This is a genomic window from Sphingomonas telluris (assembly GCF_022568775.1).
Taxonomy (GTDB): Bacteria; Pseudomonadota; Alphaproteobacteria; order Sphingomonadales; family Sphingomonadaceae; genus Sphingomicrobium; species Sphingomicrobium telluris.
This window is the reverse complement of record NZ_JAKZHW010000002.1, coordinates 13288-34037: the sequence shown is the minus strand read 5'-3', so window position 1 is coordinate 34037 and position 20750 is coordinate 13288. Positions and strand designations below refer to the sequence as shown.

22 protein-coding genes and 1 tRNA gene are annotated in these 20750 nt (G+C 62.1%); 17 read left to right on the top strand and 6 right to left on the bottom strand.

Annotation, left to right across the window (positions count from 1 at the left end; all coding sequences use genetic code 11):
• The first annotated feature begins 1 nt into the window (after nucleotide 1).
• Genes LZ016_RS11100 through LZ016_RS11085 form a run of 4 tightly spaced genes read left to right on the top strand, consistent with a single transcriptional unit; the run spans nucleotide 2 to nucleotide 3040 of the window.
• Nucleotides 2-358 (top strand): DUF983 domain-containing protein, encoded by a 357-nt coding sequence (locus LZ016_RS11100; protein ID WP_241447543.1) that lies wholly within the window; start codon nucleotides 2-4, stop codon nucleotides 356-358.
• Nucleotides 355-957, top strand: coding sequence for an SURF1 family cytochrome oxidase biogenesis protein (locus LZ016_RS11095; protein WP_241447542.1), 603 nt, complete (start codon nucleotides 355-357; stop codon nucleotides 955-957). The genes LZ016_RS11100 and LZ016_RS11095 overlap by 4 nt, the downstream gene beginning before the upstream one ends.
• A complete protein-coding gene (locus tag LZ016_RS11090) occupies nucleotides 954-2183 on the top strand; it encodes a M16 family metallopeptidase (RefSeq protein WP_241447541.1) in 1230 nt (409 codons plus the stop codon). The genes LZ016_RS11095 and LZ016_RS11090 overlap by 4 nt, the downstream gene beginning before the upstream one ends.
• Nucleotides 2180-3040 (top strand): class I SAM-dependent methyltransferase, encoded by an 861-nt coding sequence (locus tag LZ016_RS11085; RefSeq protein WP_241447540.1) that lies wholly within the window; start codon nucleotides 2180-2182, stop codon nucleotides 3038-3040. Before LZ016_RS11090 ends, LZ016_RS11085 begins: the two co-directional genes overlap by 4 nt.
• On the opposite strand, the gene LZ016_RS11080 is transcribed toward LZ016_RS11085, so the two are convergent.
• From LZ016_RS11080 to LZ016_RS11070, 3 genes are read right to left on the bottom strand one after another with little or no spacing between them, the layout of a single operon-like run.
• Nucleotides 3037-3675 (bottom strand): heme exporter protein CcmB, encoded by a 639-nt coding sequence (locus LZ016_RS11080; protein ID WP_241447539.1) that lies wholly within the window; start codon nucleotides 3673-3675, stop codon nucleotides 3037-3039. The genes LZ016_RS11085 and LZ016_RS11080 overlap by 4 nt on opposite strands.
• Nucleotides 3672-4223, bottom strand: coding sequence for a heme ABC exporter ATP-binding protein CcmA (ccmA, locus tag LZ016_RS11075; RefSeq protein ID WP_241447538.1), 552 nt, complete (start codon nucleotides 4221-4223; stop codon nucleotides 3672-3674). The genes LZ016_RS11080 and ccmA overlap by 4 nt, the downstream gene beginning before the upstream one ends.
• Entirely contained in the window at nucleotides 4220-4618 is a 399-nt protein-coding gene (locus LZ016_RS11070) for a metallopeptidase family protein (RefSeq protein ID WP_241448356.1), read from the bottom strand. The genes ccmA and LZ016_RS11070 overlap by 4 nt, the downstream gene beginning before the upstream one ends.
• Nucleotides 4619-4705: 87 nt before the next feature.
• Between LZ016_RS11070 and LZ016_RS11065 the strand changes: the two genes are divergently transcribed.
• From LZ016_RS11065 to LZ016_RS11035, 8 genes are all read left to right on the top strand, one after another.
• Nucleotides 4706-4796: transfer RNA gene (locus tag LZ016_RS11065), tRNA-Ser, on the top strand.
• A 149-nt stretch (nucleotides 4797-4945) separates the two neighbouring features.
• Nucleotides 4946-5305: an Arm DNA-binding domain-containing protein gene (locus LZ016_RS15735; protein WP_366512916.1), complete on the top strand. Its 360-nt coding sequence runs from the start codon at nucleotides 4946-4948 to the stop codon at nucleotides 5303-5305.
• Nucleotides 5239-6117 (top strand): tyrosine-type recombinase/integrase, encoded by an 879-nt coding sequence (locus LZ016_RS15730; RefSeq protein ID WP_436286363.1) that lies wholly within the window; start codon nucleotides 5239-5241, stop codon nucleotides 6115-6117. Before LZ016_RS15735 ends, LZ016_RS15730 begins: the two co-directional genes overlap by 67 nt.
• Before the next feature lie 249 nt (nucleotides 6118-6366).
• Nucleotides 6367-6543 (top strand): excisionase family DNA-binding protein, encoded by a 177-nt coding sequence (locus LZ016_RS11055; RefSeq protein ID WP_241447537.1) that lies wholly within the window; start codon nucleotides 6367-6369, stop codon nucleotides 6541-6543.
• 420 nt (nucleotides 6544-6963) lie between these two features.
• A complete protein-coding gene (locus tag LZ016_RS11050; protein WP_241447536.1) occupies nucleotides 6964-7218 on the top strand; it encodes a hypothetical protein in 255 nt (84 codons plus the stop codon).
• Nucleotides 7219-7386: 168 nt separating this feature from the next.
• A complete protein-coding gene (locus LZ016_RS11045; RefSeq protein ID WP_241447535.1) occupies nucleotides 7387-8187 on the top strand; it encodes a YagK/YfjJ domain-containing protein in 801 nt (266 codons plus the stop codon).
• Nucleotides 8188-8563: 376 nt separating this feature from the next.
• Nucleotides 8564-9034 carry a carboxymuconolactone decarboxylase family protein gene (locus LZ016_RS11040; RefSeq protein ID WP_241447534.1) on the top strand — a complete coding sequence of 157 codons (471 nt, stop codon included), beginning with the start codon at nucleotides 8564-8566 and terminating at the stop codon, nucleotides 9032-9034.
• A complete protein-coding gene (locus LZ016_RS11035) occupies nucleotides 9024-9902 on the top strand; it encodes a sigma-70 family RNA polymerase sigma factor (RefSeq protein WP_241447533.1) in 879 nt (292 codons plus the stop codon). The genes LZ016_RS11040 and LZ016_RS11035 overlap by 11 nt, the downstream gene beginning before the upstream one ends.
• 66 nt (nucleotides 9903-9968) lie before the next feature.
• Here the strand turns inward: LZ016_RS11035 and LZ016_RS11030 are convergent, their stop codons facing one another.
• Nucleotides 9969-10802: an alpha/beta hydrolase family protein gene (locus LZ016_RS11030; RefSeq protein WP_241447532.1), complete on the bottom strand. Its 834-nt coding sequence runs from the start codon at nucleotides 10800-10802 to the stop codon at nucleotides 9969-9971.
• A 333-nt stretch (nucleotides 10803-11135) separates the two neighbouring features.
• Here LZ016_RS11030 and nrtS point away from each other — a divergent pair, with 333 nt between their 5' ends.
• A complete protein-coding gene (nrtS, locus tag LZ016_RS15725; protein WP_366512914.1) occupies nucleotides 11136-11357 on the top strand; it encodes a nitrate/nitrite transporter NrtS in 222 nt (73 codons plus the stop codon).
• 151 nt (nucleotides 11358-11508) lie between these two features.
• On the opposite strand, the gene LZ016_RS11025 is transcribed toward nrtS, so the two are convergent.
• Both LZ016_RS11025 and LZ016_RS11020 read right to left on the bottom strand, forming a co-directional pair.
• Nucleotides 11509-13527, bottom strand: coding sequence for a serine hydrolase domain-containing protein (locus LZ016_RS11025; protein ID WP_241447531.1), 2019 nt, complete (start codon nucleotides 13525-13527; stop codon nucleotides 11509-11511).
• A gap of 408 nt (nucleotides 13528-13935) precedes the next feature.
• Nucleotides 13936-15528, bottom strand: coding sequence for a serine hydrolase domain-containing protein (locus LZ016_RS11020; protein ID WP_241447530.1), 1593 nt, complete (start codon nucleotides 15526-15528; stop codon nucleotides 13936-13938).
• A 217-nt stretch (nucleotides 15529-15745) separates the two neighbouring features.
• Between LZ016_RS11020 and LZ016_RS11015 the strand changes: the two genes are divergently transcribed.
• From LZ016_RS11015 to LZ016_RS11000, 4 genes are read left to right on the top strand one after another with little or no spacing between them, the layout of a single operon-like run.
• Entirely contained in the window at nucleotides 15746-17260 is a 1515-nt protein-coding gene (locus LZ016_RS11015) for a M81 family metallopeptidase (RefSeq protein WP_241447529.1), read from the top strand.
• Nucleotides 17257-18498, top strand: a complete 1242-nt coding sequence (locus LZ016_RS11010) for a metal-dependent hydrolase family protein (protein ID WP_241447528.1) — start codon at nucleotides 17257-17259, stop codon at nucleotides 18496-18498. The genes LZ016_RS11015 and LZ016_RS11010 overlap by 4 nt, the downstream gene beginning before the upstream one ends.
• Nucleotides 18495-19742 carry an NAD(P)/FAD-dependent oxidoreductase gene (locus LZ016_RS11005; RefSeq protein ID WP_241447527.1) on the top strand — a complete coding sequence of 416 codons (1248 nt, stop codon included), beginning with the start codon at nucleotides 18495-18497 and terminating at the stop codon, nucleotides 19740-19742. Before LZ016_RS11010 ends, LZ016_RS11005 begins: the two co-directional genes overlap by 4 nt.
• 50 nt (nucleotides 19743-19792) lie before the next feature.
• The gene (locus LZ016_RS11000) at nucleotides 19793-20722 is read left to right on the top strand and encodes an alpha/beta hydrolase (RefSeq protein ID WP_241447526.1); all 930 of its coding nucleotides are present in this window, start codon (nucleotides 19793-19795) and stop codon (nucleotides 20720-20722) included.
• Nucleotides 20723-20750 lie beyond the last annotated feature (28 nt).

The window sequence follows — 20750 nt, the reverse complement described above, 5'->3', positions numbered from 1 at the left end:
GGTGAAAGAGCCCACGCCTCTTGTCGCTGCCCTCAAAGGCCTCTGCCCGCGGTGCGGGCAGGGCCGTCTCTTTGCCGGCTGGGTTCGTTTCGCGCCGCGCTGCAATGCGTGCGGCCTCGACTTCGACAGCTTCAACGTCGGCGACGGACCAGCCGCTTTCCTGATCCTGATCGTCGGCGCGGTGCTCACCGTGCTGGCCGTTGTGGTGGATCAGGTTGCCTCGCCACCTTGGTGGGTACATCTCGTCTGGCTGCCGGTCGGCCTCGCCCTTACCATCGGCGGCCTTCGCTCGGGTAAGGCATGGCTGATCGCGCAAGAGTATCGCCACCGCGCGGCGGAAGGCAGGATCGCGTCATGAGCAAGCGTATCCCCCTCATTCCGACGATCCTCGTCATCGGCGCCATCGCGGTGATGATCGGCCTCGGTGTCTGGCAGCTGCAGCGCGCTAAGTGGAAGGACAGCCTGATCGCCCGCTATGCGCAGGCCGAGAAGCTTCCGCCGATCGCGTGGCCGACGCTTCCCGTGGCCGACGACCAGTTGCCCTTGTTCCGACATGCGACCGGCGTCTGCCTGCGACCGGTCGGCAAGCGCACCGTCGCGGGCGAGGGCGTCTCGGGCGAGCCCGGCTACGTCCACATCGTCGACTGCACAACCGGCGCCGAAGGGCCTGGGATGAGCGTCGCCGTCGGCTGGTCGAAGAATCCGAATGCGGCCGTGAATTGGAGCGGCGGGCCGGTGAGCGGGATCATCGCGCCGGATTCGCGATCGCGCATGCGGCTGGTCGCGGGCAGCGCGCCGCCAGGACTGGAGACGGTAGCACCCCCCTCGCTCAGCTCCGTACCGAACAACCACATGTCCTATGCCATCCAGTGGTTCGCATTCGCCGCCATCGCGGCGATCATCTATGTGCTGGCGTTGCGGCTGAGGTGGAAGAAAGAGGAGCAGACGAGGGCGTGAGCGCTGTGATGCATCGCCTGGGCAATGGCCTGACCGTCGCCGTCGATCCGCTCGCCGGCGCGGAGAGCGCGTCGCTCGGCCTTTACGCCATGGTGGGTTCGCGTTCCGAACCCGAGCATCTGTGTGGTCTCGCCCACCTTGTCGAGCACATGGTTTTCAAGGGCGCCGGGAAGCGCAACACGCGCGAGCTTGCCGAAGCGATCGAGGACGTCGGCGGCTTCATGAACGCCTGGACCTCGCGCGACCAGACGACTTTTCACGGCCGCGTGCTCGGCCGCGACACCGCTCTGCTTGCCGAGCTGATCGCCGACTTGGTCCGCGAGCCGCACCTCGACGAGACCCATCTCGAGCGTGAGAAGGACGTCATCCTTTCCGAGATTGGCGAGACGTTCGATTCCCCGGACGATCTCGTCCACGACCACCTTTTCGAGGCGGCGTTCAAGGACCAGCCGCTCGGCCGCTCCGTGCTCGGCCGCGAAGAAGGCCTTCAGGCGATCACGCGCGAGGACTGCGTAGCCTGGATGGCTGGAGAGCTGGTGCCGTCGCGCCTGATCTTTGCCGCCAGCGGCAAGGTGGACGCCGACGAGTTGCTGAAGCTCGCGGAGCACCTGTTCGGCGACATGGAAGACAGATCCGGCACGCCGATTGGAACGGCTCATTTCACCGGCGGAGTGCGCAACGACCGCCGCCAGTCGGAACAGGCGCACTGGTGCCTTGGCCTGCCTGGAATGCAGGCGTCCGACCCGCGCATGTCCGCGCTGTCGACCTTCGTTCAGGCTTTGGGCGGCGGGACATCCTCACGGCTGTTCCAGGAACTGCGCGAGGAACGCGGAATGGCCTATTCGGTCGGCGCCTGGCAGCAGGCTTATGCCGACACGGGCATGGTCACGATCGGCTGTGCCGCGGATCGCGCCCGGGCAGCGGAGTCGATGAACCTTGCGCGCAACGTCCTGGCCGAGGCTATCGAGACCCTCGACGAGGTCGAGGTACGCCGCGCCCGCGCCCAGATGGAAGCCGGCATGCTGATGGCGATGGAAACGCCTCAGGGACGCGCGGACCAGATGGCGCGTTCGGTCGAGGTGTTCGGCCGCATCGTGCCGCTGGAAGAGCTGCTTGCCGACCTTCGAGCCGTGGATGCGGAAGCAGCGAAGGCCGCAGGTGCATCGCTGCTGGACGGCCGCATCGCCATCGCTTCGGTGGGAGCGCGCCTGGCGGCAGTCGCGTGAGCAACCTCGAAACGCTGGTCGCCGAGCCCTGGAGCGACTGGGGCCTGATCGATAGCGGCAACGGCGAGAAGCTCGAACGCTACGGCCCCCACACGGTAGTCCGGCCCGAACCGCAGGCCATGTGGGCCCCGTCAAGGGAAAGTTGGGCTGCCGACGCGACCTTCGTTCCCGGATCGGACGAAGAGGGCGGCGGGCGCTGGGTCCAGCATCGCCCCGTGCCGAGGCAATGGGAGTTGTCGCGAGGGAAGGTCCGCTTCAACGCATCGCTCACTCCGTTTCGTCACCTTGGCTTCTTCCCGGACATGGCTCCGCAGTGGGACTGGATGCGGGAACGCGCCACCGACGCCGACGTGCTCAACCTGTTCGGGTACACCGGCGTCGGAACGCTCCTTCTCAGCGAAGCGGGCGCGCGCATGGTCCATGTCGACGCCTCGAAGAAATCGGTCGAGCAGGGCAAGGAGAACGCCGTGCTTTCAGGCCTCGCGGACAAGCCCATCCGCTGGATCGTGGATGATGCGAGCAAGTTCACCGCGCGTGAGGTGCGGCGCGAGCGGCGGTACGACGGTATCCTGCTCGATCCGCCGAAGTTCGGACGCGGGCCGACCGGCGAGGTGTGGCGGCTGGAGGAAAATCTGGCGCCGCTGCTCGCGGATTGTCGAAGGCTGCTCGACGAGAATAGCCGCTTCCTCGTGCTGACCGTCTATGCCGTCCGGATGTCCGCGCTCGCGATCGGTGAGTTGGTCAAACAGATGCTCTCGGACCTCGGTGGCAAGGTGGAGCTCGGTGAGATGGCCGTACGCGAGGAAGCGCGCGGGCTGCTGCTGCCGACGGCAATCTTCGCGCGCTGGTCGCGCTAGGTCCTCGACGCCCGGATCGCGGCGCCCACGACGAAGGGCGATAGGGCGACCAGCAAAAGCGAAATCGCCGCTTCGAGGAGCAGCGCGCCGGACGTCGCGTCGCCGGCCGCGGCGGCTCCGAAGATCAGGAGCGGAACCGCCAGCGGCAGCAGCAGGACACCGGCCAACGCGCCCGCGCGGGGAAGTCCCGCTGTCAACGCGGCAACCATGACTGCCAGCGCGGCCAGCCCTGGCGTGCCGACGGCGAATGCAATCAGCGTTCGCCCCAATGCGCCCGGCGCGATTCCGAGGATGAAGGATCCAGGCAAAGCAGCAACGAGAAGGAGCGGCCCGAAGGTCAGCCAGTGCGCCACCACCTTGGCTGCGCCGACCGCTTCTTCAGAGACGCCGTGGATGGTGAGTTGGTCCAGCGTTCCATTGGCCCTGTCCGGCTCGACGAGGCGTTCGATCGGCAGGAGAGCCGCTGTCAGCGCCGCGATCCACAGACCACCGGCTGCAATGCGTTCCAGCAGGCGGGCGTCAGGACCCACCGCGAACGGCACGAGCGTCGCGACGACGAGGAAGAAGCCGACGGGCAGCCACGCCGCACCGCCGATCGCGCGCCGAACGTCGCGGGCGATCAGCTTTCCGATCAAGCGCTGAGCTCCATCCGGGACCAGGTCCCGCCGAGCGGTCCATGTGAGGCCGCGAGGACTGCGCCTCCCCGCTCCAGATGCGCGGCAACGAGCGCGTCGAGCCTTTCGACGCCGTCCGCATCCAGGCCATTGAGCGGCTCATCGAGAAGCCACAACGCAGCGTCTGACGCGGCTACCCTAGCCAGTGTCGCGCGCATGGCTTGGCCGGTGGACAGGAGGCGCACGGGGACCGCCTCGAGCCGGCGCAGGCCCATGGCGTCGATCGCCTCATCCACTTGCCCGCTCCAGAAGCTGAGCGCCCGGGCCAGCGGCAACTCGCGGTCGAGCGCCAAATGCTCGTCTGCAAGCGCGACGCTACCGCGATGAACTCCACCGTTCTCCGCATGGAGCAGACCGGCGGCGAGGCGTAACAGGCTCGACTTGCCGCTGCCGTTGGGTCCTGAAAGATGCAGCGCCTCTCCCTGCCGAAGCTCCAGATCAAGATCTTCGAACAGGATGCGTCCGCCGCGCCGGCACGTCACGCCTTCGAACCGCAGGAGCGAACTCACTCCACGGCTTCCTCGAGCGCGTGCATGTCCTCGTCCGATAGGCCGAAATGGTGCCCGACCTCATGTACCAGGACGTGCGCGATCAGATGTTCGAGCGTGTCCTCGCTTCCGGCCCATTCGTCCAGGATCGGACGTCGGAAGAGACGAATGCGGTCGGGCAGGGTGCCGCTGTGATCGACGCTGCGCTCGGTAATCGGGATCCCCTCGTAGATGCCGGTCAGGTCGAACGGATCCTCGATGCCCATCGTGTCGAGGGTCTCATCATCGGCGAAATCCTCAATGAGAAGTACGACGTCGTTGAGGTGTTCGGCGAAGGGCTCGGGCAGCGCGGAAAGGGCGCGCCGCGCCAGTGCTTCCATCTCCTCGGCGGAGGGCGGGGGTCCGAACGGCCGCATGTTCGCGGCATAGGGGCTGACGGGCGAGCGCGGCAAGGTTGCTAGAGCGCTCAGCCTTGCCTACAGGGGCGGCCTTCCAGCGAATGCGGAGCGGTGGCCGAGTGGTCGAAGGCGCTCGCCTGGAAAGTGAGTATACGGCAAAACCGTATCGAGGGTTCGAATCCCTCCCGCTCCGCCAACTACTTATTCGCTGATGTTCGCGGACATGAAAACAATCAAGATTTATCAAGAGGAAGACGCGGAGCGTCGTTTGCCGGCGTCCATTGACAGTTGTAGGCATCCGACGCAAAGTGTGGGGAGAGACGTTGGGATGACGGAGCCGCGGCAATGGGGAAGCTCAATCCGATCCAAGTAAAGAGCCTGACTGCACCTGGCCGCTACATGGACGGCGACGGTTTGATGCTGGAAGTGAAACCCAGCGGATCAAAAAGCTGGGTGGTTCGGCTCCAGGCAGGCGGCAAGCGCCGCGACTACGGCCTTGGCTCCTTCAAGGATATCGGGCTGTCGGAAGCCCGCGACCTGGCGCGAGACTACAGGAAGAAGTTGCGGCTTGGGCTGGACCCGTTGCCGCGCGGCGCACCGTTAGCAGGACGCCCACCTTTGCTGAGGCGGCCGGGACCGTGCACGAAGAGCACAAGCGCGGGTGGCGCAACGGCAAGCATGGCGCTCAGTGGCTCTCCACATTGAAGACCTATGCGTTCCCTACAATTGGGCCTCTTCGGGTCGATGCCGTGACGACTGGTCACGTGCGAGACCTTCTAGCGGACATCTGGCTCACAAAGCCCGAGACTGCGCGGCGCGTGCGGCAACGCATCGGCACCGTGATGGACTACGCCCACGGAAAGGGCTGGCGCGAGCCATTCGTGATGTCAGCGGTGAACAAGGCTCTTCCCAAGCAGCCGCGCAAGTCCGGTCGCTTCGAGGCGCTGCCCTATGCCGATGTTCCACCCTTCCTCGCCAAGCTGCGTGAGCGGGTCAGCGTTGGGCGGCTGGCGCTTGAAGCGCTGATCCTGACAGCTGCCCGCTCCGGCGAGGTGCGGTTGGCGCGTTGGAGCGAGATCGACATGGACAAGGCGACATGGACCGTTCCGGCTGAGCGCATGAAGGCAGGCAAGACCCATATTGTGCCATTGTCAGAAGCGGCGCTGAGCGTGTTCAAGCGCGCCACAGAGTTTCGAACAGGTGGGACAGACCTCGTGTTTCCGAGTGCGAAACGGGGGCGCCCGCTCAGCGACATGACCCTGTTGAAGATCCTTCGCGACATGAAGGTGGACGCCACGGTCCACGGGTTCCGGTCATCGTTCCGTGACTGGTGCGCGGAGGAAACCAGCTTCTCCGGAGAAGTTGCAGAGGCCGCCTTGGCACATGCAATTCCGAACAAGGTCGAAGCGGCATATCGGCGGACTAACTTTCTCGAAAAACGCCGCAAGCTGATGGACAGTTGGGCCGCCTTCTGTTCGGCATCGAACGCGACCGTCGTGAGGCTTGCCTCAGCCTAGGCCGTCTCGTCAGCAACGAGTTTCAATATGAAGAACTGCGATTCCGGCAGGCGATTTTCCGGCTAATTATTCTGTGGATGTCCCGGTCTGTGCATTCTGAGTGACGGCCTCTCACGCAGACCGCTAAGGGCCCACATTCTATCCACAGCTGATGATGTCTGACGTACAATTGTTCTCGTTGGAGGGTGGCCAGTTGTGCTCCATCTTCAACGCGCACCGACACGTGCACTCAGCAATGGAAGGACGAGTATGGACGAGCCTATCCTTATCTCAATCGACAAGGCAGCCGAGACACTCAGCATCGGCCGGTCGAAGACCTATCAGCTGATCAGCGAAGGCCGATTGCTAACGGTGAATATCGGGCGGCGGCGGCTGGTCCGCGCCGACAGCGTTCGCGCAATTGCAAGCGGAGGGACTGCCGGATGAATGCCGAAAAGCAAATGGCCTCCGAAGCGGTTGCCGCCGCTCCGAAGGCCGGTGATGTCGCCTCAGGAAAGTCGACAGTGCTCCATAGCCCGGAACCCGGACGTGACGCTAGCACGTTCGAACGGCGGGGAGGTGCCATATGAGTCGCCCCTCGCTTCGAGCTGCGATCAACGCCATGTGCAAGAGCTGCCTGTACGACCCCGGCAACGGCAATGGTGCTTGGCGAGAACAGGTCCAGGGCTGCTCATCGAGCAACTGTCCGCTGCATCCCGTTCGCCCGTTGCCCGTAAGGGCCACAAAATCAGCCAAGGACGGGCGCGACGTCGAATTGGCACCTGAGGCAGCCAATGACCATTTGGACGCGTTCTTAGCGCCGACAATTGGTTTTAACGACGGCACGCCGGACCTCGGGAGGGCAGCATGAGCAGTGCAGCCTTCGAGGTCATCTATCGGGACAAGCTGTGGCGGATCGCCTTGTCAGAGTTTCGCGGCGAGCCACGGCTTTCGATCTGGGCGCATTACCAGGATCGACAGAGCGGTGACTGGAAGCCGTGCGGCGGTTGGCGTGATGCCAATGGCTGCATCGTTCCCATCGAGCGCGTGGAAGAACTGGCTGAAGCGCTGAGCGCCATGGCTGAGCACGTTCGCGCCACTCGTGGGTCGATGGCAGCCTAGCCTTAACGACGGCGGCCCGGGTCGGTTGCGCAGGTGACGCGCGCACGCGAGCGCGTATCTGCGGCATGGCTGTTTCAACAGCCAAGATACAGTCGATCCGGCCGTCATCTCACAGCATTCAAAACTTGCGAATGGCCACTAGCCAAGCGCGAGCCGTCAGGTGTCCGGGTGCCTCGTACAGCCGCTTTTTCCCCCGCTCGCTCCAGAGTTTCGAAAGCATTACGCGCGCATGCCAACGGGGCACCTCCGGCGCGCAGCAACAGCTTTGAAAAACAATCAAAAAATCAAGCTGACTGGTCCAGCCGACCGCTTGGCACGGTCGTTGCAATTTACAGTAATAGTAAGGGTGCGCTGCATGGCTCTGCTCGGCCCTATCGAAAGGGACGCCGCTCCACCGCCTTACGGTTGAGGGACTGCGAGAACCTGCTGCTCGCTGCCGAGCATGCAATCGGCATCGGCAAGCCCTTGAACCGGATGCTGACGGTCCACTTCGATGCGGCGGGCATCTGCGACCCAGTCAAAGCCACGGGCCAACTGCTGAAGCTCATGGGCGATTGGCTCCGGTGTTATAACACCGGCATAACAGCGGTGTGGGTGCGTGAGGCAGGCTCCACCAAAGGCGAGCACGTGCATATCCTGCTCAGCATCCCTCCGCCTGTCTTAGGCTCGTTTACGCGCATGCAGCGAGGCTGGTTCAAGAAGATCGGGGCCGCTTGGAAAAGGGGTGTCTATAAGAGCCGGCCGATCGGCGGGAGCCACAAGCTCGCATTTAATCAAGCCACGACCGACCTGTATAAACGGGCGCTAACAGGTGCGTTGCACTACCTGCTGAAAGGCGCGGACACCCATGCAAGGGCCGCGCATCGCATCAGCAAGCGCCAGGATGGCGGCGAGCTCTGGGGTAAGCGATGTGGCACGACCGAGAACATCGGCCGAGCCGCTCGGCTCCGCTTCGGCGGAATAAAATAGTGAAGAATAGAGGGGAGGGGGTGTCCGGATCCCTGCGCCCTTCGAAGCGGAGAGCGGCTCCAGTCCGCCGTTTCAACGCTAAACCAGTTTTTTCCCGGTAATTGGATGCCCCGTACGCGCGGGCGCGCGCGAGGGGAAAATCTCCAGTTAGCGTTTAAGCCGCCGTCTTGGACCGCTCTCCGGTCCAAAGATTTCAAGGATTTCGACACCCCCTGTCCATCTAAGTGTCTTGTGGCAGCTTTCGACCCATTGCCGACATTGCTGGCACCTGATGTGAGAATGCTTCTTTCAACATTTCCCGAACCGATGTCACACCGGTCGGGCCTGTCTCGTCATTGTTCCGAGCGCTTCGATGCTCGTTACAAGGAGACCCCTGATGACCCCTCGCCTCGACAACCCGTCTGCACTGTTCCCCGCCGGCTTCAAGGCAATGGTCGCGCTCGAGCAAGCGCTGGCCCAAGCGATCGATCCGGAATTGCTGGAACTTGTGAAGTTACGCGCGTCCCAGATGAACGGCTGCGCCTTTTGCATTTACATGCACACCAGCGACTTGCGTAAGCGCGGAGTGGACGAGATGAAGCTGTATCTGCTGAATGCCTGGCGGGACTCGTACCTCTTTTCCGAACGCGAGCGAGCGGCGCTTGCGTGGACTGAAGTCCTGACCCGTGTCGCAAATGAAGGCGCACCCGATGACGAGTACAATGCGCTCGCCGAACATTTCAGTGATCAAGAGCGAGTGCAGCTGACCTTCGCCATTGGCGCGATCAACGTCTGGAATCGGCTTCAGGTCGGCTTCCACGTCGCTCATCCGCCGCGTGGTGCAGCGATGCGCGCTGATGCCGCCTGACCAGCGCCTAGCCGATTTCGAGGCGCAGCGGCCGCGGTTGCTGCGCCTCGCTTACCGCATGCTAGGGACGCTGAGCGAGGCCGAGGATGTGGTGCAGGATGCCTGGCCGCGCTGGGCAGCAATAAGCGGCGGAGTCGACTTGCCGGCGGCTTATCTCACCCGGATCGTGACCCGCTTGTGCCTCGACCAGCTGAAATCGGCGCGGGCGCGGCGCGAGGAATATGTCGGCGCCTGGTTGCCGGAGCCGCTGTTGCAGCAAGCCGGCGAGGAGGCCATCGCGGACGACGTTACCCTGACGCTCATGATGGCCATGGAGAGGCTCTCCCCCCTCGAGCGCGCCGCTTTCCTGCTGCATGACATCTTCGAAACACCGCTGAACGAAGTCGCGGCTACGCTGGAACGCGAGCCTGCAGCGGTTCGACAGCTCGCATCCCGCGCCCGCCGCCACGTCCGCGAGGCGCGACCGCGCTTTACGCTTTCGCCGCAAAGCGCGTCGGAACTCGTGCGGGCCTTCCATGAGGCCAGCACTAAAGGCGACATCAAGATGTTGAGCGGTATCCTTGCCGACGAGGTCGCTGTCTTTTCCGACGGGGGCGGCAAGGTCCTTGCCTTCCGCAACGTCGTCCGCGGAATTGACCGGGTCCTGCGCCTTTTTCAAGGGCTGGCGCGAAAGGCTGCGTATCGGCCGCAACTGCTACGCAACGTGATGATCGATGGCCTGCCCGGCTTCGTTAGCATCGATCGAGGAGAGGTGCTGCAGACCACGGCGCTCGAAGTCCGCGGCGGAAAGATCACCGCGCTCTACATCGTACGCAACCCGGATAAGTTGCGCCATGTCGAAGCGATACTGGCCGAGCAAATGGCCTGACAATGCGAAAGTGGCAGCCGCCGAGGGAACGTCCGCCTTCCACCCAAAGCAGACATAGCAAAGGCGTTAGCGCGTTTGCCTACTCTCGAAGAAAGCGAGTGTATGCTTGATCATGTCAGCCTGGTTTAGGTCGATTGCATGGGTGTCCGCCTCGTAGAGGTGTAACTCGTAAGGGATGTGCGCCCGCTGCAATTCATTGGCCACGTCTAGGGAGTCTTGTGGAGATAGCCGCCAATCATCTGTGCCGTGAAAGATGATCGTCGGCACCTTCAGTTCAGACGCCCATTTGACGGCAGATCGACGGTCCAAGGCGGCATCGGGATCAGCCGAGTAATCGGTCATCATCTCGGTCAGCGAGCCGAGGCCTTTAGGTCTTGCCTCAAAAGCCCTTCGAATATCGGCCAGGCCGGCACGGATGGCCATCGCAATTAACGGAAGGCCCGTGTGCGCGAGCATATACAGTTCCATACCGCCGCGAGAGCCGCCGTGAGCAAAGACTTGATCCGTGTCCACGTAGCCCAAGCTCTTCGCCAGTGGGATCAGGTTCGGGACATCGTTTAGATCTGCTTCACTGCCAAAGGTGTCGCTGCCCTCGCTTCCAGGACCGCCACGGTATTGAGAGGAAAGCACGACGTAGCCGGCTTTGAGAAAATCGTGCCAGCCCCAGTACCGCCAAGGCTCCATGGGTCCGAATTTATTATTGCCGCCCCTCAAGGCGATAATGAGCGGATGCTTCTTTCCGGTCGTATCGATCGGCTTCCAGAGGAGGCCGGCAATCTTCAGCCCCCCACTCGCGTAGGTGATGACCCGGCACTCGAAACCCCGAAATGCGAGGTGCTCCTCGACCTCTTCGCGGGTGGGTAGCGAAGCTACAAGGCGCGCTTCGCTAATCCTCGGCATGTCCTTGCTCTCTTGCCGAGCGTACGCTGCTTCACTGTCCAACTCTGCGCCCACAGATCTTAGGTAGTCTTCGTAGCTCCTCACGGAGTTCGAGGGACACGGTCGTGAGCCGAGAAGTGTCCCGTCTCTTGCGTCAGTATTAGCTGTTGCAGGGCTTGCCGATGCTACTGCGATCGCGGCGATCAAGCCGAAAGATAAGCGCCGCACTGCCCCTCCCAGTCGTTGCCTCAAACGAAATCGAAGCTGTCATCTCTTCGCAGACAGTTCAACCTTGAAGCCTAGAGCGGGCTGACGGCCATTGCGGTCGCACGCGCCGGACCTATCAGGTCGCGCATGGAAGTTCGCGAAGCTGCAAGGCGCACTCTGACCGGCAACTCCCTCAGGCGCTCGCTCATGGTCGCGCTTGTTGTCGGGACAGCGCTCAATCTCATAAACCAAGGTCCCGAGATGCTCTCAGGCAAGTGGCCGGTCATTTGGAAGCTTGGGCTCACCTATGTCGTGCCCTTCCTAGTCGCGAGCTATGGGAGCTTCGCCGCGTTTCGAAACCCTTCTTAGCGGTAGCTTTCGACCCAAAGCGGTCATCGCGAATGCCGCGACTTATTTACCGGCGGTTATGATTGGGTCCTATCAAAACCGCTGCGGTCGAGAGCCAAGATAGAGCCGATCGCTAGGTTCGAGATCAGGACATCAGCGGAGTATACGCCGATCAGAAGTTCGTTCTGAAGCCGATCAGGTGAAAGTTGATCGCGATGTGAAGGACAGTCGCGGAGGCAATCACCAGCGCGATGCTCCACACCTTGGCCGGCCAGCGCGCGCCGCTCTGCCAGACCCTCAAGGCATACCAGAGCATTGCCAGGAAACCGCCTACAAAGGCGACCAGGCTGAGGAATCCCATCAACAGAATAAGCGCGCTGAGATCCATGTCCTTGAAGATCAGGGACACGGTGATGAACCAACTGATCAGAACGGCAATGATCGCGACCGCCGAGATGCGGCTCCACCGGAACGCGCGAAGGTCGCGGCCTTCGAGCGCCAGCGTGGCGCCGAAGCGCCGACGGACGATCGCTCGGGTCGGCCATAGCAGCATGGTGATCACAAGCACTGCAAGGCTTAGATACAGGAGAGGCAGTAGCCAGGCCGAATTCAGGTACCAGGGCGTCGGCAGCAAGACCGTGAACGGCGCGATGGTGCTGACGCTGATCTGCGTGACCTTTCCGTCCGACAGCTTCGCGCCGAGCAGTTCATGGCTGTAGGCGTCGCGCCAAAGCATAGGCCCTACCGCGATCCACTTTGATGGTCTCGCCTGGAGGATGTCGGCGACGGGCGCAATCAATTGGCCGTCCTTGCCCACGCTGATCTTGTTTTGGCTGAACAGATTGGCGACCGAGAGGAAGCTCGAATCTATCCGGCGCGAGCTCGTCCAGGTGCCCGCCAACTTCTCGGCATTCTCGCGAGCCGTCTTGCTATCGAGCGCCTGCGGCTTGGGTTTCGCAGCGGGGAAGTATCGGTCCGCGAACTCCTGGAGGAGAGTGCCGCGCACGGAATAGGCGGAAGCCTCCTTGCCCGGGCTGTTCATGGAGATGTAGATGCCCACGCCCTCGTTGAGGAACAGGTTAAGGTCGCTGTGGAAGGCGCTCGTATCGCCGGCGTGCGCGATGATCCGGCGCCCGTTGATATCGTCCTCGTAAAAGCCAAGGCACATGCCGTGGAGCCCTTGAATCGACCGGTTGGCGGGCGAATGCATTAGCTGCGCCGTCTCCGGCTTCAGGAGACCTGCGCCGTTCTGCAGATGGGCGATCATGAAGCGGCCCATATCCTCGCCGGTTGCCGAAAGGGCGCCCGCTGGAGCCGAACTGACATATTCGTAGCCGTAGGGCTTGTCCTGCCCAGGAACATAACCCTCCGAAACGAATGGCCTCAGATTGGCCGGCACGGGCTGGCGGAAGGTGGAATGCGTCATTCCCAGGGGCGCAAGGATGTGCCGCTCTACATAGGCATCGAACTGCTCGCCCGAGACGCGCTGCACGATGTAGCCGGCAAGCGAGGTGGCATAATTGGAATAGGCCGGCACTTCACCCGGCGCATAGATGCGGTGCGGCACCCAGCGTTTCAGCAGCTTCTCGTACGGAACATACTGTTTTTCATCGGTCACGATCAGGTCTTTGATCTGCTCTTCGAAGCCCGACGTATGCGTCATGATATTGCGCATCGTGATTGGCTTGCCCTGATAGGGCGGGATCTTGAAGTCGAGGTACTTGTTGACGTCCGCATCGAGGTCGATCTTGCCCTGCTCGACCTGCTGCATGACCGCGGTCCAGGTGAACAGTTTGGAGATCGATCCGGGCCGAAACAGGGTGATGCGCGGGTCGACCGGCTTCTGTTTGGCAACGTCAGAGAAGCCGTATCCGCGCTGAGTAAGGATCTGGCCGTCCTTGACGACCACGACAACGGCGCCCGGGATCTGACCCTTGCCGAGTGCATAGGGCATGTAGCCGTCAAGCCAGGCATTGACGTCGTCGGCGGTTAACGACCGGCCCGTAGGCAGCGACGGTTCGCTTGTAGGAACGGCGACGTCTGGCCTCGCCGTCTCGGCAACGGGGGACAGCGGCTGCGGAGTTCGCGTTTGCGCGAGCAGCGGAAGCGAAATAACTGCAATCAGTCCCGCCGCACCCACAGCGGCCTTGCTAACGAGTTCCTTGGCCCAGCGCGAAATCGATAGCGCCATCTCAAATCCCCCTCGACAAGCTGCCAGCCCAGCTACCGTCGCGATCCGCTGTATTGACCCGGTCCAGTGCAGACACAAGAGCGCCAAGCAGGGCAGTTTCCCAAGGTCAGCACAGTGTCTGTTTTCGATGCAAAGCGGACGCAATCTACTGATTTATCTGGCGAGGAGATTGCTAACAGGTCTTTCAAACCGCTCGCAGGTTCAGTCAGGTGATCGCCGGGATTGGCAGTTGTGACATTTGTTTGAAGGATCGCCGAGATCTGATCCGCAATGTGGGCATAGCTTGGCGTCATCCTCGCCCGGGGTGTCTGGTTCGCCAAATCCCCAGCGGGTCTGCCAGGGCTCTCGCTTATTCGCCATCTGCAATTCCTTCGATGGGCAAAGACCGGGACGGCATTCCGTAAAGCATTAGGAACGATGAAACCGCAGGCGTGTGGTGCTAGCGGTTGAGAACAGGAATGCTCCTTCTTCGAATTCCAGAGTCCCACCTAGCGGCATCGGCACTGGCGACACCATTTGCCAGAGTCGCGGGCCCAAGGGCACAAGAGGATAGGTCAGAGATCCCAGGCCGTTAACGAGACTGAGTTGGAACCCGTCGCCGCTACGGGACAAGGCAGCCGAAATCTTTCCGGGAACGATGCTGTAGTCGCCGACCCACTCGTCGAGAGATTCGCCCGGTGAAGGCTCTATTCGGTCAAGTATATCGTCGGATCCAAACTCACGAACTTCCAGCCTGGACCCTTCGGTGTCTGGGCGAATGACAAGGTCAGTAGGAACAATCTGGACCGTGATCCCGCCGTCCGAGTCCCGGTTGGTCGGCAGCATCATTCCGGAAAGGTTCACCAGTTGAGCTCCCTCGTGCGGGATGAGGGCCATCACGCGCCCAGTGGCCTTTGAGTAGAAAGTCCCACCTAACGGGGTTGCTCCGCTATCCGCCGGAATGGGAGGCAGGCCTGGCACGCACGCGTCGATGATGGCGTCCACGAGCTGGTACATCGCCAGGACGTTCAGGCCGTTATTGTTCAGCACGACAATGTCGAGGTCGTAGTCGACAACTTTGAGCGCCTGACTGCTTCCGCCCGCGACTGCGCCGGCGTGATGTACCGTGTCGAGACCACGATGCTTCTGCATGAACAGTCCGAACCCATAGCCGTGGGTGGAGCAGGCCGTGCGCATCTGCTGCCAGCTGTCATGGCTGCCGACCACTGGGTCAGACATGTGCCTGAGCCACTGGAGCATGTCGTCAACGGTCGACACCAGGCCCCCTTCGCCGCGGAGTGGGACGCCGAACACGCCCCTCGACCAACCGCCACCCGGCAGGGGCGAGTGAAGCGAGGCGCTGTTCGACAACATGTCCGTGTCGAGGGGGCGGAGGAGGCTTTGGTACATTCCAACGGGCTCGAGGATGCGGGTGCGGAGGAAATCACCGAAAGTCTGTCCGCTTACGCGTTCAACGATCTCGCTGAGCAGGACATAGCCGCTATTGTTGTAGCGCCAGCTGGCTCCCGGCGTGTAATTCAGGTCATCGAAATCGAGCAGCATCTTCAGCGGTGTGTCGGGCGGCGTCACTATTCCGGGTCCGCATGTCTGAAACAGAAGATCGAAGCTGTCCCGCATTCCGCTCGTGTGGGAGAGGAGCTGGCGGATGGTGAACTCATCCGCCCAATCCGGCAGCTCCGGGACATACTTACGCGGCGTATCCTCGATACTGAGCTGCCCGTCTTCGGCCAAAAGCATGATGGCGAGGGCGCAGAACTGCTTGGTTGTCGATCCGATGCGCATCCGAATTTGTGGGGACAGGGCAATCGGGAGCTCTACACTCGCGGTGCCCACTCCACGGCGATATAGCGGCACCCCTCCAAGGCTGACTCCGACCGCGAATCCTGGCTGACCAGTCCGGTCAAAAGGATCGAGCAGCTTATCTAGTTCGGCGGGATCGACGCGAGCTGCTCCCCGCGAACCGGGCTGCAACGACATCTCTTCAGTTAGGACGTCGGTCATGGGCATCCTCCTTCGCGCAGATTGCGTCTTCCCTTTTGATCCGGGTCAAGTCAATATACACTACTGTATGATATTTCTGCATAGCTGAGGATGAACGGCTTGATCCTGACCGATGCTGAGTTCGCCATTCGTATGAGCACTACAAAGCCAGGCTCCACATCCGTGCTAGTCGCCGCGCCCACCTGGCGGGCGCTGGAAGACTGATCGGGAAGCATCCATGCGCGTCTTCATCGGCGGTCTCGCGACCGAAACCAACACCTTCGCACCGTTTCCGACGGCGCTGTCCGCTTTCGAGGAATATGGCATTGGACGCGATACGTCGCTCAACGACAGCTCGCCGCTGGGTGGGCCTCTGAAAGTCTTCCGTAGCTGTGCCGAGGCCGACGGATGCGACGTGGTCGAGACGATCACGAGCTTCGCACAGCCGGGCGGCCCGACGGTGCGCGCCGTTTATGAGCGTCTCCGCGACACAATTCTGGACGATCTAAGCGCCGCCGGTGCTGTCGATATCGTCGTCCTGATGCTTCACGGCGCAATGGTCGCGCAGGGTTACGACGATTGTGAGGGCGATCTCATAACGCGCGTACGCGGGATCGCTCCGAATGCCGTCGTAGGGGTCGAGTTAGATCCTCACTGTCACCTCACTTCGCAGATGGTGTCAGAGGCAGATGTCATCATCATCGCCAAAGAGTATCCGCACATCGATTTCGACGATCGCGCGCGGGAACTCTACGCGCTCTGCCGCCGCATTGCGCTCGGCGAGGTCGCCCCGGTCGCGGTCCTCTTGGACACCAAGATGGTCGGCTTTTATCCGACTTTCGATCCGCCGATGCGCCAGATCGTTGACGGGCTGACGGCGGCTGAAACAGGTCCAATCCTGTCGATGAGCCTCGCTCACGGTTTCCCTTGGGCCGACGTGGAGGACGTTGGGACCAGGGTCCTGGTCTACGCGGATCAGGATGAAGACGCGGCCGTGACCGTGGCCCGGGACGTCGCCGCCACGCTTTACGAGCAACGCCACGCGCTGCTTCCCGACTACCCGGGGGTCGATGACTCCATCGATCGGCTTCGTCAGTCGAACGGACAGGTCGTGCTGGGCGATTTCGCCGACAACCCGGGCGGCGGCGCTCCGGGAGACAGCACGTTCATCCTCCGCGCGCTGCTGGAGCGTGAACTGAGTGATGTCGTCATCGGCGCTTTCTGGGATCCGCTCGTCGCGCAGGTCTGCGCAGAGGCCGGCGTTGGGGCGATCCTTGATGTGCGACTTGGCGGGAAATGCGGCCCGACTTCGGGGGAGCCGATCGATCTCGAAGTCGAGGTCAGAGGTGTCGTCGAAAACCATAGCGCCGGAGTGTTTGGGCAGAGGCAGCCGATGGGCCGTTCCGTCTGGCTGCATTCGCGGGGGATCGACATCGCCGTGTGCTCGATCAGAACCCAAGTCTACGAGCGCGACGCTTTCACCGGGCTCGGCATCCCGCTCGAGGACAGGCGGCTGATCGTCGTGAAGTCGAGCAACCACTACCAGGCCGGGTTTCGAGCCGACGCTGATCACCTCTGGCATGTGACCTCGCCAGGGACGCTGCGGCTCGACTTCGCACGAATGCCATACACCAAGAGGAACCTGAACTTCTTCCCACGGGAGGCGGATCCTTGGGCCAGCGGCGCCCCTGAGCCGGAGGTGTTTAGTCGCGATGCAGTCCGTGCCTCGAGCCTCGCGGCGCACAACCGATGACGCGAGTCCTCTTCGCAGACGCCCTGATTTTCGATGGTGTATCCCGCGCGCTTCAGGAGGGTCACGTCCTGGTCGAGGACGGGTTCATCAGGGAAGTGTCGGACGCCCCAATCCACACCCCCGTCGATGTCCGGGTCGAAGCTAACGGGCGCACCCTCATGCCGGGTCTCATCGACCTGCATGTTCATATCTGGGCCGCCGACATGGACGTTGTGAAGCTCAGCCAGATGCCGGCCGAGTATTATAGCCTGTTTGCCGCAAACTTTCTTCAGTCGAGCCTGAATCGCGGGTTCACCACCCTGCGCGACGCCGGTGGCACGGATGCCGGCTTCGCAATGGCGATCGAGAAGGGGTGGATCCCGAGTCCTCGCTTCTACCACAGCGGGCGCTACATCTCCCAGACCGGGGGGCATGGCGACTTCCGAGCCGGTCACGAGCAGGCGTTCACGGATTGCATGTGCTGCCCGCCAAGGCACGAGCGCTTCACCGCAATTGCCGATGGGGCGGATGCGGTCCGCAAGGCTGTCCGGGAAGAGTTCCGTCGCGGGGCGAGAGCCATCAAGATCATGGCATCCGGCGGAGTCGCCAGCCCCACGGACCCGCTCGACAAGCTCCAGTTCACCGACGAGGAGATCCTGGCCGCGGTCGACGAAGCAAACAGGCGCGGCTCCTACGTCTTTGCGCATTGTCATCCCGACGCAGCGATCCGCCGGTGCTCGGAACTCGGGGTGCGTTGCATTGAACATGTAAGCATGCTCACACCGGATACCGCTGCCATCATGGCGAAGAATGGCACCTACGGGGTGCCCACGCTGGCCGTCGTGAAGGCCCTCAACGATGACGGCGCCAAGTTCGGGTTGCCGCAGCCCAGCATAGACAAGTTGGCGAACCTGTTTGATGCCATGCTTGCCGGGCTGACGATCATGAAGGAAGCCGGTGTGAAGATCGGCTTTGGTACCGACCTTCTCGCGCAACATCACGAACGACAAGGCATTGAGTTCGACATCCGAGCGGAAGTGCTCGACCCCTTCGACGTCCTGATCTCCGCGACGTCGGTCGCTGCTGAAATTCTGATGGAGGAAGGGCGCCTCGGGGTCATCGCACCCGGAGCTCATGCGGACATATTGTTGGTCGACGGGAATCCGCTCGAGGACGTGCGCATCCTCGGCCGCGGGGGCAGTAATCTTTCGGTCATCATGAAGGCTGGCGCCTTCCACAAGAACGAACTTCGTCCGTGAAGAACGTCGTGGTTCTTGGCGCCGGGATGGTGGGGACAGGAACCGCCCTCGCCCTGCAGGCCCGCGGTTTTAGCGTCGTGCTTGTGGACCGCTCTGCACCTGGCAGCGAGACGAGTTACGGTAATGCAGGCGTCATCCAAGGAGAGGCCTGCGAACCCTATTCATTACCGCGCGACATCAAAACGTTGTGCCGTATCGCGTTCAAGGACGACAACAGCGTAGATTGGGACGTTGCCGGCCTTTGGCGTTCGGCGCCGTCCCTCGTGTCGTACTGGCGCCATTCAGCGCCCAACTACCATCGGACACTTGGCGCGCAATATTCAACGCTAGCACGCCGTGCGACGCACGATCATGCGAGGTGGATTGCGGCGTCCGGGGCTGAAACCCTGATCCGAAGGGACGGGTATCGCATTGCATTTCGTGACGGCGCTGCCTTCGAATTGCAAACGCGCCAGGCAGAACGACTACGGGACCTTTATGGCATCGAATTTGAGCGGGAAGAAAGCGCAACTCTCGCTGCCGCTGAACCTGCTTTGCGCCAGCCGCTAGTCGGGGCCATTCACTGGCGGGATGCTTGGACGTGCAGCGACCCTGGCGCGCTGGTCCGAGCCTATTCTGCACTGTTTGAGAAGCAGGGCGGAGAACTGCTCAAGGTGGAGCTTCTTGGTTTCGAACCAAGTGCCATCGGGTGGAAGTTGCGGTCCAGCGAGGGTACCTTCGACACCGAGCATGTGGTGGTGGCCTTAGGGCCCTGGGCGCCGCAAGCGCTCGCCCCACTGGGCTACAAGGTCGAGATGGTTCGAAAGCGTGGCTACCACCTGCATTTCGACTATCCGACCGATGAGAGTGTCCCGCGTCTTAATCTCCCGCTCTTGGACGCCGCTTTCGGCGCGATCTATTCCCCGATGCGGGCGGGACTGCGGATTGCCACAGGGGCTGACCTGTCAGCGACAAGCAATTGTCAGCCACGGCAGCTTCGACGCGCTGAAGCCGCCGCCCGTGAATTACTGGATATCGGCGAACCGATCGAAAAGTCACCTTGGACCGGCGTGCGCCCGTGCATGCCGGACATGATGCCAGTTGTAGGAGCAGCGCCTCGACATCGTGGGTTGTGGTTCAACTTCGGGCATGGTCATCAAGGTTTCACACTCGGACCGACAACTGGAGAACTTTTGGCGGACGCGATGTCTAAGGGTTCCGCTCACACCATTTCGTCTCTCGCTCCTTCGCGGCTCTTTAATTAGCGTTCTGTGCAGCGGAGTTCGAAATTGGCTCTCACCATGAAGGCAAGGCGATGAGCGGTCTCGTCGAACAGCAATTCCCGGAATGGGCACTTCTTCCAAACACGCGTTATTTCGAAGTCGACTCCGCCCGCGCTGGCGCTCGCTACGCTGTGTGGGTGACTGTGCCGCCCCAATATGAGTTGAACGGCGAAGAGCATTACACTCTTGTCTTCGCGCCCGACGGTAACGGTATGGCCCCTGGAGCGGCGCCGCGTATGCAGATGCTCTCCACCGACCCGATCGCCCCGATCGAACCGTTCATCCTGGTGTGCATTGGGTATTGCGGTAAGGATGCCGGCCGCACGCTCGCCGTGAGAGCACGGGATCTCCTCCCGCCCGGCGAGGCTCTCCCCGAGGGTGTGGAGCAGAGCATGAGCAAAATCGTGGCTATGGGGCTGTTGGATCAGGAGGGGGCGGACCTGTATCTACGCCATCTGCGCGCGCCCGCTGCCGACAAATTCCTCGCTTTCATCACCGACGAACTGTTTCCGATGATTGCGGCACAATGGCGCGTGAAACCCGGCGATCACGGTCTTTTCGGCTATTCTTACGGCGGCCTGTTCGCCGCCTATGCCGCCCTTCGGCGGCCAACGCTCGTCACTCGCATTGGAGCTGGCAGTCCAGGAATCTTGGCAGGCAGTTCGCGGATTTTCGACCTGTACAGAAAGGATCGCGAGGACGACGTCGATCATGGAGGTCGCCGTTTGCATCTCACCGTCTGCGAGACCGAACTCACCGTGCCCGGGTACTATCAAGCGGCGATCGGCGCAGGGGTTAGCGAGTTCCTGATGCTCGCCGGCACGCAGCCCCTCAAGGGACTGACCTTGACCAGTCGCATTATTCCTTTGGAATCGCATGCGACGGGTGGTCTTGCATCCTGGGCCGACTATTTGCGTACCTGCCTCCCAGGTCAGCCGGGTCGATCGCCGCTCGCGGCATGATGAGATTTCGTAAGGTCAATCCATCCTT

What these genes read in the sequence shown, in the direction of transcription:
- LZ016_RS11010 (WP_241447528.1), top strand. Translation starts at nt 17,257, where the DNA reads ATGACGCGAGTCCTCTTCGCAGACGCCCTGATTTTCGATGGTGTATCC.
- nrtS (WP_366512914.1), top strand. Translation starts at nt 11,136, where the DNA reads ATGGAAGTTCGCGAAGCTGCAAGGCGCACTCTGACCGGCAACTCCCTC.
- LZ016_RS11025 (WP_241447531.1), bottom strand. Translation starts at nt 13,527, where the DNA reads ATGGCGCTATCGATTTCGCGCTGGGCCAAGGAACTCGTTAGCAAGGCC.
- LZ016_RS11040 (WP_241447534.1), top strand. Translation starts at nt 8,564, where the DNA reads ATGACCCCTCGCCTCGACAACCCGTCTGCACTGTTCCCCGCCGGCTTC.
- LZ016_RS11055 (WP_241447537.1), top strand. Translation starts at nt 6,367, where the DNA reads ATGGACGAGCCTATCCTTATCTCAATCGACAAGGCAGCCGAGACACTC.
- LZ016_RS11000 (WP_241447526.1), top strand. Translation starts at nt 19,793, where the DNA reads ATGAGCGGTCTCGTCGAACAGCAATTCCCGGAATGGGCACTTCTTCCA.
- LZ016_RS15735 (WP_366512916.1), top strand. Translation starts at nt 4,946, where the DNA reads ATGGGGAAGCTCAATCCGATCCAAGTAAAGAGCCTGACTGCACCTGGC.
- LZ016_RS11035 (WP_241447533.1), top strand. Translation starts at nt 9,024, where the DNA reads ATGCCGCCTGACCAGCGCCTAGCCGATTTCGAGGCGCAGCGGCCGCGG.
- LZ016_RS11020 (WP_241447530.1), bottom strand. Translation starts at nt 15,528, where the DNA reads ATGACCGACGTCCTAACTGAAGAGATGTCGTTGCAGCCCGGTTCGCGG.
- LZ016_RS11015 (WP_241447529.1), top strand. Translation starts at nt 15,746, where the DNA reads ATGCGCGTCTTCATCGGCGGTCTCGCGACCGAAACCAACACCTTCGCA.
- LZ016_RS11095 (WP_241447542.1), top strand. Translation starts at nt 355, where the DNA reads ATGAGCAAGCGTATCCCCCTCATTCCGACGATCCTCGTCATCGGCGCC.
- LZ016_RS11070 (WP_241448356.1), bottom strand. Translation starts at nt 4,618, where the DNA reads ATGCGGCCGTTCGGACCCCCGCCCTCCGCCGAGGAGATGGAAGCACTG.
- LZ016_RS11030 (WP_241447532.1), bottom strand. Translation starts at nt 10,802, where the DNA reads ATGCCGAGGATTAGCGAAGCGCGCCTTGTAGCTTCGCTACCCACCCGC.
- LZ016_RS11050 (WP_241447536.1), top strand. Translation starts at nt 6,964, where the DNA reads ATGAGCAGTGCAGCCTTCGAGGTCATCTATCGGGACAAGCTGTGGCGG.